Raw genomic sequence first — 12,049 nt, 5'->3', positions numbered from 1 at the left:
TCAAGATTTGCAAAGTTTTTGTTTGAATGATAAAGTCCGATTCAGCGTTCAGGCGATCGCATGCGAACCCTTGAATCTCCTATTTCTCAGCAACAACGCGGGCTTGTCTTTAAGCATCACCCTCAGAAGATTGTCGCCCTGGGTGACAGCATTGTGTATGGCTTTGGCGATCCAGCCGGGGGTGGTTGGGTAGAGCGCCTGCGTCGCAGTTGGATGCTCCCGGATAGCCCAGGTCATGTACTTTATAGCCTTGGCGTGCGAGGGGATGGAGTTCAGCAGGTAGCCCAACGGTTAGATGGGGAGTTTCGCCATCGCGGGGAGCTCCGAAACCGCGTGCCAGATTTAATTATTCTCTCCGTCGGAGTAAACGATTCTGCCCGCTTGGGGCGACCTACAGGACGTAACTTTACCGATTTTGAGTTATTTCAAACTGAGATTAGCAATTTGCTAGACCAAGCAAAGCAGTTGTGCCCAGTTTTATTTGTTGGCATGGTGCCAATCGATGAAGCCAAGATGCCATTCCTAGACTGCTTCTATTACAGCCAGAGTGAGCAAGCACGTTACAAAGAAGTGACTCGATTGGCCTGTGCAGAGCGTCATATCCCCTATCTGGACGTTTTTCAGCATTGGCTAGATCGGGGTGAAGACTGGTGGCGATCGCGTCTGTGCGAGGATGGTCTTCACCCTAATGTAGCGGGATATGAATCGCTGCTAGAGGATGTGTTGAGTTGGCCCGCAATGGCTCAGTGGGCTCAGGTACCGTTAGCGACAGCCTAGGCTATCGCGCGTCGCTACTCCCGTGACTGGGTTAACTCCTTCAGCTCGTTTGCAGAGCTGGGCAATCTCGTAGCGATCGAGCACAGCATCGGTGAAGTCTGCCCCAGTGATAGTCGCACCTTCAAAGCTGGTGCGGGTCATAATGGCTTCTTGAAAAATCGCATTGGAAAGATCTGCTCCTTGCAAAAAGACGCGATCGACCAAGGCTCCAGTGAAGTTAACGCCACTTAAGTTGGCATTGAGTAGCACACCTTTTGTCATGATGGCGTTAGTTAAATCGGCTCCCTGAAAATTAATCTCTCGCATTTCCGCAGCGACAAAAGTTCTGCCAACTAAGTTGGCATGGGAAAAGTCTTGGTTGTTTAAGTTGGCGTTGTTGTAGTTGACGGTATCAACCTGAGCCCAAGCGGGAGTCGCCCACAGGATGATCCATAGCCATGCCAAGCACAACAGCAGAATGATGCCTAGACAACGCTGCAAAATAGGTTGAATCGCTTTCACAAGGAAGAATTGCATCGGTACTTCATCAGGTTTCTCAATAGCATCTTAAACCCCTGCCTTGACTGTCTACCCCTTCGAGAGAATGACCTAGATCGCTAGACAGGAAGTTTGACTAGTTTTAGGGCGTTGGTTTTAGGGCACTGGTTCTAGAGCAACAGCTATAAAACTGGCAAACATGAAGCGGGCAAACTGATTTTATGTTTCACGCCTGAGGAGGCATCTGGCCTGAGGCTTGTAGGAGTTGCCAAGCTTGGTCTACTGCTTGAACTGAAAAGCCAGCTTCGACTAACAAGTGCCGAGCTTCATCCACGGTGACTGACTGAAGGCTCGGAAGCTGGGTTACATCATAGGTATCCGGTTGCGATCGCGCTATGTCTTCCGCCCAGGTTTTCAGCTCTACTAGGTTGGGCGATGCGATCGCCGTGTCTGGATCGGTCTCAGATCTGAGGGTTTCAGAACTGATTTGCTTGGTGGTGAGAAGCGCCAAGAGACAGTACAAAACTTCTGTTTGCAACGAGGTGAGAGCAGCAGGTGTTGCTAATGTAGCGGGTTCAGAAGTAATAGCGGGTACAACTGAGGCTCCCTCTGTGGCACTTTGAACTGGCTGATTGGATGGATGAATAATCAGCGTTGGGCTTGCTGGTACTTTGCGGGTTGCTAGCCCAGCCACAAAAGCTCCCAAAACTGCCCCAGTCCAAAGGCCTGTAAGACTACCCCGCCACATAGCTCCAGGAGCACCTGCCGCTTGACAAACAAGTTTAGGTCCCCAAAATTGAGTTTCACAGGTTCGGTTCTGTGTAGCCAGACTAAGCTGTCCTCCCATATACGCACCAAAAATGCCGGACGTTAGCGCCGTAAACGTGCAAATTAGGGTACGTCTAGGAGACATCAGCGCGTCTTACAAGACTACTGGGTGGGCTGATTAAGCTGACTTAGGTTTTATTCTAAGCCAGCTTGCTAGTTCAACCTATATCAGCCTGTGTTTCGCATGCCCGCAGCAATGCCGTTGATAGTCAGTAGAGCACCGCGTAGCAGTTCTCCTTTGCTGTAGCGGGAGCGGATGATGGCAGTGGTGGAGCTAGTACGGTGCTGACGCAGACGCTTGAGCAAGGACACTTGCAAGAAGCCAAGGGGAACAATCGTGCCGTTGCGGAGCTGCACCGATCGCTGTAGCTCTGGATCACCATCGAGTAAGCGCTTATGGCCTGTGATAGTCAGGACCAAATCTCGCGTTAGGTGGTATTCCTTGGCGATCTGTTCGTACAAAGTTTCGAATCGGGCTCGATCCTCTGGTTCTGACAACTCTCCTACATAGTGATGAGCAATTTGTAGGTCTACTTTGGCCAAGGTCATTTCCACCTTAGAAATCACCATCTTAAAGAAAGGCCACTTGTAGTAGAAGTAGCGCAACAGCTTGAGATGTTCTTCTGGCTCTTCTTGTAAAAACTGCTCTAAAGCAGTGCCAACTCCATACCAAGATGGAACTAGGAAACGGCTTTGGGTCCAGCTAAATACCCAAGGGATGGCCCGCAAACTGCCCAAATCTTTTTTGCCGCCCCGTCGCGCCGGACGAGAGCTGATTTGGAGTTGACTAATTTCTTCAATGGGAGTGACTTGGTGGAAGAAGTCAACAAAGTCAGCCTGCTCGTAAATCAAGGCGCGATAGTGAATCCGCGATCGCCGAGACAACTCCTCCATAATCTCGTTCCAGGGTTCAATGTCATCAAACCCATTACGGAGCAGACTAGTTTGAATCACCGCAGTAGTGACGGTTTCCAAGTTGAAGAGCGCCAGTTCTGGCAAAGAATACTTAGAAGCTAAGACTTCTCCTTGTTCAGTAATCTTGATTCGACCATTCACGCTGCGACCAGGCTGCGCCAGGATTGCTTCGTAAGCAGGGCCACCCCCCCGACCGACCGAGCCACCCCGACCGTGGAAAATCCGCAGATGAATTCCGTAGGTTTCAGCGATCTGCTGCAACGCTTGCTGAGCTTTATGAATTTCCCAGTTGCTGCTGAGGAAGCCAGAGTCTTTGTTGCTGTCGGAGTAGCCCAGCATGACTTCTTGCAGCATCGGGTGCATCTCTTCTGGGTTAGTCGCTGCTGCGTGGCCCCCTGCTAGAAAAGCCCGATACAGAGGCAGTTCAAATAAATCCAACATCACCGAGGGAGCTTGCTTCAAGTCTTCTACGGTTTCAAACAAAGGAACTACTTGAAGGGTGCCAACACCAGTCGCTGGATCATAAAGTCCTGCTTCTTTAGCCAATAGCAGCACTGCCAGCAGGTCACTAACGTTGTGACTCATGCTAATGACGTAGGTTTGACAAATTTCCGGGCCAAACTCCTGCTGCAATTTCCGCACCACGCGGAAGGTTTCAATAATCTCGCAGGTTTTTTCGGAGAAGGGCAACTCGGCGGGAATCAGCGGTCGTCTAGTCTGCAACTCAGTCGCGAGCCAAAGCGATCGCTGAGCTTCCGACATCTCGTTGTAAGACTTGGGCAGAATTTGCAAATATTCTGCGACTTCATTAAACACATCCGAGTGGCGGGAGCTTTCTTGGCGGATATCCAGGTGGGCTAAGTTAAAGCCGTAAATTTCCACCTGACAAATCAAATTCTCTAGCTCGCGGCAGCTCAGACCAGTCGCAGTCAAGTTGCGATGAATTAATTGCAGTTCTGCTAAAAACTCGGCTCCAGAGCGATAGGTATTTGCAGGTTGGCTCTCTAAGATTTCGTTTTGCAGGTAATCCCCTGTCTGCAAGCGGGAGTTCCGGGCCTGAGTATTTTCCAAGCGCTGAAGTACATAAGCCAGCTTGAGCCGATATGGTTCTTGCCGATAGCGGATCGCCAATCGGTCATAGACATCCGGCAGTTGCATCTGGTCCTGCTCTAGGGATTCCAGCAGGTCGGGTAAAACATCGCACCAATGCAGCGAGAGGCTGAGTAAGTTGGTCAGCCGCCGCACCGACTGGAGGTACTTCTCCAAAACTAGGTTGCGCTGATAACAAGCAGTTTGCCAAGTGATCTGAGGTGTAACGGATGGGTTGCCATCGCGGTCTGATCCAACCCAAGAGCCAAATTTGCAAAAACTGTGTTGGGGTGGACGCAGGTGGGGGAATGAAGTATCAAGGGCGCGTTTGAAGCGTTGATAGAGCTGAGGGATGACATCAAACAACACTTCTTGGAAGTAGTGCAACGTATAGTCCACTTCATCCAAAACTGTGGGTTTAAACTGGTGCAACTCGTCGGTACGCCACCAGAGGCGAATTTCCTCAGTGAGTTGTTCTCGTAGGGCTTCTAGTTCCCAAGAAGACACTAAGTTGGATGCATTACCCGCTTCTTCAATCCGATCGAGCTGCCGCAGAATTTTGGCGATCCGTCGCTGTTTATCCCGAATGGTATGGCGAACAATCTCTGTGGGGTGTGCGGTGAAGACAAGGCGCACATCTAGCTGGTCAATTAATCTTTGAATATGCTGTGGTGGCACATTCAGTTCTCGCAGCTTGGGAAATAGCCCGTGAAATGTCCCCATCTCCCGGCGAGGTGGATTTGCTTCCTGCAGGCTCTTTTCTAAAAGATTGGCTTGTAAATCTAGTTGTGGCTCGGTAGCAGGCTGATCAAGGGGTTCGCCCATGAGTGAAGCGATTAAATCTTGGGAGCGATCGCCATTCTGCGCTCCACCGCCTTCGTAAGCGGCTCGATACTGTTGCTGCTGTCCTCGCTGCTCGTAGTGCTGCTCAACAATGTTGATTAATTGAAAGTACAGCGCGAAAGCCCGAGCGGCTCGAATCGCTTCGTTGAGATCGAGCTTTTCGATTACTTTTAAGACTTCTGGCTCTAAGGCATTGGCGGCTTGTCCTTCTGGTGAGCACATGGCTCGCAGTTGATTTAACAAGTCCACCAGCTCTTGGCCGCATTCTTGCTGCAACACTGATTCCCACAAGTCTTCCACGACCTTTAGGCGTTCGCGGAGGGGAAATGCCGTTTTTTGATGCGGAAACAGCTCTGAGGTAGCGCTCACAGCCATTGTTTGTGATGCCTCTGGTGCTGACATGGCTACAGAGCTGTAGGCATCATCTGACGAATGGAAGGTTGAACTCATAGAGTCTGTTCCAGCCCAGTGAAAATACTCAACAATTTTATGGGTTAAGCTCTAATTTTGGGGGGTTTTAGCGTCAATAAAGCCTGACTCTGTCCCAATTCGTCGCTTAGTTAGGTCAATTCTGAAATCTACACCTCGTAACTTCTGAGGCAGTTCGCAAAAACAACGTCAGAAATTAACTAAGACCCGGTTCACAAGTATTTGAGATTTAGTCTCAAGTGATAATTGAGACCAGCCTCAGGCAGTACAACTGGGGCAAATTAGATTCAGAGCTAAAAAATAGTAGCAAATTCGAGTGACTTAAAGTTACTCGGAAATTTCGGAGTTAGAAGCATGAGTGACCGGAAAGTCTATATTGGGTAGGCGATCGCCCCTAAATAGTTCTTCACTCATCTGCCCCAACTCTTGCACACACTCTGCTAAGGCTTTACCGCTTAACAAGAATGCAAGTAAAGGAACAGTAGCTAGACTAAGCCAAGGGCTGGATTTGGATTGATCCGGGTTAGGTCGCTTCGAAGTGGATGGCATAGCAAGGCCTACAGACTGCTAATCAAGCGTTTAGTTGGAAAATTGTCAGGTTGAGGCGGCTTAATAGTCTTCTTACTCGTCTTAGCTAGCATGTGCTACGCTGCGTCAAAGCTCACCCTGTTGTAATCAGGCTAGACAAACTAGTTGTAAATCTTTCTACCGATCCTCAGTCATTTGGGGAGCTTAATATTGCTTGGTAATCGCAGATTAAGCTGTGTTTGCACAGCGTCTCAGGATGAGATAGTCTTCGTCAGTATAGCGTTTCTGGGAGCGATCGCATCTGTCTGAAGGGTGTAAAGCAGCCAGGGTGTGCTATTCGTAAAGGGCGAGCTTGCTCAGTTGAATCAATCCAACGGGTTGGGGCTTTGATGTTGAATGTAAATGAACGGGCTTCAGGTCGTCAGGCCGTCATAACACAGTGGGTTGTCCGAGCGATTAATCTGCAAGGAGTGCAGGTTCAAGTTAGGTTTCGGGGCAATCTCGTACATATTTTATGTGAAGGGCACCAAGCTCCTGACTCAGCAGTGGTAATGAGTCGCGTGGTGGAGGCACTTTCACAAGCAGATTTAGCGGCCTTGCTACCCCCCGACCCGCATCCGATTTACCAGATTTTTCTCTATGGTCGTGGCTTTAGTAGCGATCGCCCCAGTTGGTCAGAGCCAATTTACCTCAATCAGCTTGATCGGCATTTAGAACAGCTTAAGCATCTACAACCCCCACCTCCTGACCTCTCTAGTTTTACCTTACGACAACCCCCTATTCGCTCCCGCTCCAATTCAACTACGTCTGACTCAACTACGACGGCAGTTAAAGCGGGTCCAACTACTCAAAAATCTAATAGACCTCCAGGCTCGCCAGCCACAGCAACTCAACCCAAAGCTCCAGTCCCCTCCGTGCCTCCTCAGTCCACCTCGGCAGCGGGCACAGCCCTCCTAGTTCCCAATCGTACTTTAGCTAAGCAAGGTCGCCCTGACGCGATCGCTCGCTATTTGAGTGAAACCTTGGGGGCAATGGGAGTTGCCGTTGAAGTGACAGCTAAGGCCATTCCCTGTACGCCTGATGCGGCTACTGACAGCCAGCACCGCAACCAGCGACTTTGGATTATTTGTGAAGCACCTTATAGCCCTGATCCAGCGTCTTTGGCAGAGCCGATCGCGCAGAAGCTTCGAGGCTTGGAGCTGGATAGTTTTCGCGATGCTTTAGTTTTTAGCCAAGTCAGTGGCGAACCGCGGCCAGATTGGCGATTGCAGGTTGACTTGACTCCGCCTGACGAAATGCTGAAAGAGTGGGCGCGTTGGGGGGATGTACAAGCGATCGCCCGCTTGCTGAATCCTCCCCTGGCTGCCGATCAAGTTGAAGTGGTGGCCGAGTTAAAAGAATCTACGCTGCATTTACTCTGTAGTGTCAAAAGTGCCAAATCTTCCTCTTCATCTAATTCATTGGCAGCGCCAGCGAGTGGAGCACCGAGCCAAGCAACGGTTGTCCCCACCATTTCAACGTTACTAGAAGCCCTAGCCCCACAGGGTATTCACGCTGCCACTCTCTACGGTCAGGTGGCGGGTCAGGAAGCGCCTGCTTGGGTAGACTGGCTCAACTTGCCTGCGGCTCAACATGGCGCTTTGGCGGAGTCAGCACTGGGATTGGCGCAACAAGGCGATCGCCCCGCCCTACAATTCTTGCTGAGTCGCCTGCTGAACCCTAACCTCGATTGGCGCTTAGCAACTGGAGGGGTACGCATTCAAGTCCTAGATCGAGAGGATTTGTTGCACATCATGAGCGATGCGCCCGTTTGCCCCAAGCAAAAGCAGGTGGGGCCAGCCGTCGCCAAATTTGTGCGGCAACTCCAAATTCCGAATGTGTCGGGGATTCGAGTTTATGGTCGTCGAGCGGGGCAAAAGCGTCCTTTGTGGAGTTATGGTGCTGACTTTGCCACCCGCGATCGCCTCGTGCCAGAGGCAACCCCAGAGTTTGCCGCTTCTGATGCCTATGTCAATGAGTTATTAACCCAACCGAATGAAATTGGTCTCCGCCCAGAGCTAACGTCCGAAGCTTTACAAGCAGCCCTGAGCCAAACGACCCAGCGGGTGACTCACAGGCTACAACAACTTTTGCTGCAGTCGCAGTTGTTCTTGCCTAGTGACCAACCTTTAGGGCAACAAGCAGGCTACAAAGGCGCGGCAGTCGCTGTCGTTTGGGGCACCTTAGGGCTGCTGTTAACCCTGCAAGCAGACTGGGTTTTGGGTCAAATTCTCCAAGTCAGAACGAATGTGGCTTCGGTAGATGCTCGGCCCAAAACTGCGTCAACGAAAGCATCTACAGCCGCAAAGTCTGTTGCTAGTAAATCCCGTCCACCCTTGGCTGTGCCTAAACCCCCAGCATCATTAAAGAAATCTCCGGGGGAGGATAAAACAGCTTTTAATGCGTCTGGTTTTACCGAGTCGATTCCACCAGCAGCATCCTTGGCAGATGAGACTGGTATTTCCGCCAAGCCTTTACCTGCCGAACCACTGAAAGCGACTGCCACCTCGGTTGCCATTTTGGCCGCAGCGCGATCGCCTTATCCAACCTTCAACAGTCGGCAATTAGATGAAAAGTTGGCGCTCTACTACCAGCGTCTTGCGGAATCTGGCCCCCCCGATATCCTGATCATCGGGAGTTCTAGAGCCTTGCGAGGCGTTGATCCTGCTGCCTTACAGAAAGCTTTGGCGGCTCAAGGCTATGCTGGCTTGAGTGTGTTTAACTTTGGCGTGAACGGGGCCACGGCCCAAGTGGTAGATGTGATTTTGCGCCAAGTGCTCACGCCTGCCCAGATGCCGAAGTTGATTGTGTGGGCAGATGGTGCCCGAGCCTTTAATAGTGGCCGAGTTGATATTACCTACAATGCGATCGCGGCTTCTGAAGGGTATCGGCAAGTTTTAGCGGGTACAGTTCCTGATACACCCAGTGGTACTGCATCGTCCGCTGCAACTACAGTCGCAACGAGCAACCTGAGTACTGCAACTCCAGCGGGAACTCCCGCCGATACCAACAAAACGGTGGGCACTTCTTTAGCGGCTAGTTATCAAGCCTTGAACCAATGGATGAACGAATCCTTAGGCGCTTTTTCTGCGACCTATGCTCAGCGCGACCAGTTGAAACAGTTGTTGCAGCAACAGTGGGCGGGTGTATTAAAGCCGGAGCCAACTTTAGAGCAATTGCTAGCGACTCAAGGGCAGTTTGGGGCAAAATCAGCATCACCGAATGCCGAGGGAGTTGAGACAGATTCACTCCTCTACGCGATCGACTTTGATGGTTTCTTGCCGCTGTCTCTGCGGTTTAATCCTGCTACCTACTACCAGAAATACGCCAAAGTTTCGGGTGACTATGATAGCGACTATGACTCCTTTGAGCTGAAAGGCAAACAGACACAGGCGCTCGCGTCTTTAGTGCAGTTTACGCAAGCGAAGCAAATTCCTTTAGTCTTCGTGAACTTACCTCTGACCAAAGACTACTTGGATGCGGTGCGGATGGAACATGAAGAACAGTTTCGGCAGCAGATGCTCCGACTCGCCACTGAGAACGGATTTGTCTTTCGAGATTTGAGCCAACTGTGGCCGGCTGAAAATGACTATTTTTCTGACCCAAGCCACCTAAATCGCTATGGTGCCTACGAAGTCTCGAACCGTTTGGCTCAAGACCCTCTGGTTCCTTGGCCGCGATCGCAAACTTCAGCCTCTAACACCCCCTAAACTTGACCGATCTCGGATGGCAATCCCCAACGAGATGATTCTGTCTATTCTCGGCCCAGCTAGTTCTGCTCCTACCCATGACGTTTCTCTCGCTGACTTACGGACTTTTTCTGATACTCGTTCTCGGCATTTATTGGTCGGTGCGAGAACCGTGGTGGCGATTATGGACCCTGCTGATTGCCAGCCTGGTGTTCTATGCTTCCTTGCAGGTAGTTTATATTCCCCTACTGTTTGCAAGTTTGTGGCTTAATTTCCGCATTGGGCAGGCGATCGGTGAGCCACCAGATTGGCGGATTGAAGATTGGCAGTTTGCCCAACAGGATTGGAATCGTCGCCGAGTTCAGCTGTTGTGGTTCGGGATTGCCGCCAACGTCTTATTGCTAGTGGGCTTTAAGTATGTGCCCTTCTTGCTCTCTAGTGTGGGGGGTGGTCTAAATTGGGCCGCCGCGCAGCAAAATGCTAGCTGGCTAGACGAAAACTTAGTCGTACCGTTAGGGCTAAGCTTTTTTACTTTTGAATGTATTGCTTATTTGGTCGATGTCTATCGTGGCGCTCCTGCGACCCAGCAATTTCTCAAGTTCTCAGCTTATAAGCTGTTTTTTCCCAAGTTAATTTCCGGGCCGATTACTCGGTTTCACCTATTTGCTACCCAGTTGAAGGCGCAGCAGTTTCCTAAGCCTGATCAGATTGTGGAAGGGATCTGGCTGATTGCTTGTGGCGCAGTGAAGAAAGGGCTTTTGAGCGATAACATTGGCACTTTTGTTGATCTTTGCTTCGGTAATATCCAGCGGGCAGGTAGCGGCGACTTGTGGTTAGCGACCTTTGCTTATGGTCTACAACTTTATTTAGATTTCAGCGGCTACGTGGATATTGTCCGAGGCAGCGCCATGTTGCTCGGCTTCAACTTGCCGCAGAATTTTGACTTTCCCTACTTCTCCACCAGCATTGCTGACTTTTGGCGACGGTGGCACATGACGCTGGGCGATTGGCTGCGAAACTACCTTTACTTTCCGCTGGGTGGCTCCCGGCAAGGGTTACAGCGCACCTGCCTCAATTTGACGATTGTGATGCTGATTGCGGGAATTTGGCATGGAGCCGCTTGGGGTTTCGTGGTTTGGGGCGCTATCCACGGCCTCGCTTTGGTCGTACATCGGCTAACCCAGGTTTATAGCGATCGCACCCCTAGCCTCAAAGCTTTTTGGCTCAGTATTCCGGGGGCAGTTATTGCTTGGCTAATCACGCAACTGATGGTGTTTATAGCCTGGATCTTCTTCCGCTTACCTAACCTGAAGGACTCCACTTGGGTCGTGCAACATCTCTGGGGCCATGCAGCAGATGCTCAATTTACCCAAAAGATTTATCTGGAAGGCTTAAAAATGGAGCGACTGCAGATAGCTTTACTGCTGTGGTTAATTGTGGCTTTAATGGGCGTTGCCTATGCCTTCAATCGCGGTCTGAAATTACAAATTAATTGGCCACTGAAGCTTCTGCTGGTGCCGTTGTTCTTTTTCCTGGTCTGGATGTTAGCGCCTCAAGGCAGTCTGCCTTATATCTACTTTGATTTCTAGAGCGCTCTCTAGGAAGTTCTATTAAAACAAGGAAGCCCCGATCAACTTGATCAGGGCTTCTATTTATTAAATGCTAGCTAATTTATACAAGTCGCTAGCGGTTTTTATTTGTTTTTATCTCTAAACGTATCTTCGCTAACTTCTGGCTCTGAGGCTAGGGTTAACCTACCCATTCGTTACCCAAAGCTTATAGGTATCCGCTTCAGAATATTTTTATGATTGCCTCTAAAAAGAGCGATCGCCACCCTAGACTGTTGATTAAATGTTGAAACTATTAGTACAGAAACAACCCAAGCCGCGAGGCTAAAATCTCTTTACAGAAGTTCATTTCCCTACGATTGATCGCTCTCAAATAGTAAATATTATTTAACGGTATTAAGGAAAGAAGTTAGGTTAAACCTATATATTAGGCAGTCAAATTTTGGCTCCCTTAACTGCTTAATCACAATACATTCAAGCAAGTTAATTCGGCACTTATCCAACTATGACAACTACTCTACAAAGACGCGAAAGCGGTAATCTATGGGAGCGATTTTGTGGATGGGTCACCAGTACCGACAACCGCCTCTATGTAGGCTGGTTCGGCGTCTTGATGATCCCCACCCTGCTCTCCGCCACCATCTGCTTCATCATCGCTTTCATCGCGGCTCCTCCCGTTGATATCGATGGCATCCGTGAGCCCGTCGCTGGCTCCCTCATCTACGGCAACAACATCATCTCTGGTGCTGTCGTCCCTTCCTCCAACGCAATCGGCCTCCACTTCTACCCCATCTGGGAAGCGGCTTCCCTCGATGAGTGGCTCTACAACGGTGGCCCTTACCAGTTGGTGATTTTCCACTTCCTCAT

7 protein-coding genes and 1 pseudogene are annotated in these 12,049 nt (G+C 50.2%); 4 read left to right on the top strand and 4 right to left on the bottom strand.

What is annotated here, in order from left to right; translation table 11 throughout:
• Window positions 1–60: 60 nt before the first annotated feature.
• The gene (locus H6F68_RS04645; protein WP_190556880.1) at window positions 61–777 is read left to right on the top strand and encodes a GDSL-type esterase/lipase family protein; all 717 of its coding nucleotides are present in this window, start codon (window positions 61–63) and stop codon (window positions 775–777) included.
• Here H6F68_RS04645 and H6F68_RS04640 read toward each other — a convergent pair.
• The 4 genes from H6F68_RS04640 to H6F68_RS04625 all read right to left on the bottom strand — a co-directional run bounded on the left by H6F68_RS04640 (window position 763) and on the right by H6F68_RS04625 (window position 5,907).
• Window positions 763–1,293 (bottom strand): pentapeptide repeat-containing protein, encoded by a 531-nt coding sequence (locus tag H6F68_RS04640; protein ID WP_190556878.1) that lies wholly within the window; start codon window positions 1,291–1,293, stop codon window positions 763–765. The genes H6F68_RS04645 and H6F68_RS04640 overlap by 15 nt on opposite strands.
• 187 nt (window positions 1,294–1,480) lie before the next feature.
• On the bottom strand, window positions 1,481–2,167 hold the full coding sequence (locus H6F68_RS28390) for a hypothetical protein (RefSeq protein WP_199299904.1): 687 nt from the start codon (window positions 2,165–2,167) through the stop codon (window positions 1,481–1,483).
• Window positions 2,168–2,250: 83 nt separating this feature from the next.
• Complete coding sequence (gene ppc / locus H6F68_RS04630; protein ID WP_190556876.1) at window positions 2,251–5,379, bottom strand: phosphoenolpyruvate carboxylase; 3,129 nt, start codon at window positions 5,377–5,379, stop codon at window positions 2,251–2,253.
• 306 nt (window positions 5,380–5,685) lie between these two features.
• Window positions 5,686–5,907, bottom strand: a complete 222-nt coding sequence (locus H6F68_RS04625; RefSeq protein WP_190556874.1) for a hypothetical protein — start codon at window positions 5,905–5,907, stop codon at window positions 5,686–5,688.
• A gap of 368 nt (window positions 5,908–6,275) precedes the next feature.
• On the opposite strand from H6F68_RS04625, the gene H6F68_RS04620 reads away from it, so the two are divergent.
• The 3 genes and pseudogenes from H6F68_RS04620 to H6F68_RS04610 all read left to right on the top strand — a co-directional run.
• Window positions 6,276–9,635: a DUF1574 domain-containing protein gene (locus H6F68_RS04620; RefSeq protein ID WP_190556872.1), complete on the top strand. Its 3,360-nt coding sequence runs from the start codon at window positions 6,276–6,278 to the stop codon at window positions 9,633–9,635.
• A gap of 77 nt (window positions 9,636–9,712) precedes the next feature.
• Window positions 9,713–11,203 (top strand): MBOAT family protein, encoded by a 1,491-nt coding sequence (locus H6F68_RS04615; RefSeq protein ID WP_190556870.1) that lies wholly within the window; start codon window positions 9,713–9,715, stop codon window positions 11,201–11,203.
• 484 nt (window positions 11,204–11,687) lie between these two features.
• Window positions 11,688–12,049 (top strand): annotated as a pseudogene (locus tag H6F68_RS04610) (photosystem II q(b) protein); the annotation flags it as partial.

It is taken from the genome of Trichocoleus sp. FACHB-262, from assembly GCF_014696035.1.
Classification (GTDB): Bacteria; Cyanobacteriota; Cyanobacteriia; order FACHB-46; family FACHB-46; genus Trichocoleus.
This window is presented reverse-complemented; position numbering and strand designations above follow the sequence as displayed.

Coding starts and splice junctions, on each gene's coding strand:
- H6F68_RS04645 (WP_190556880.1), top strand. CDS start 61: ATGCGAACCCTTGAATCTCCTATTTCTCAGCAACAACGCGGGCTTGTC.
- H6F68_RS04640 (WP_190556878.1), bottom strand. CDS start 1,293: ATGCAATTCTTCCTTGTGAAAGCGATTCAACCTATTTTGCAGCGTTGT.
- H6F68_RS28390 (WP_199299904.1), bottom strand. CDS start 2,167: ATGTCTCCTAGACGTACCCTAATTTGCACGTTTACGGCGCTAACGTCC.
- ppc (WP_190556876.1), bottom strand. CDS start 5,379: ATGAGTTCAACCTTCCATTCGTCAGATGATGCCTACAGCTCTGTAGCC.
- H6F68_RS04625 (WP_190556874.1), bottom strand. CDS start 5,907: ATGCCATCCACTTCGAAGCGACCTAACCCGGATCAATCCAAATCCAGC.
- H6F68_RS04620 (WP_190556872.1), top strand. CDS start 6,276: ATGTTGAATGTAAATGAACGGGCTTCAGGTCGTCAGGCCGTCATAACA.
- H6F68_RS04615 (WP_190556870.1), top strand. CDS start 9,713: ATGACGTTTCTCTCGCTGACTTACGGACTTTTTCTGATACTCGTTCTC.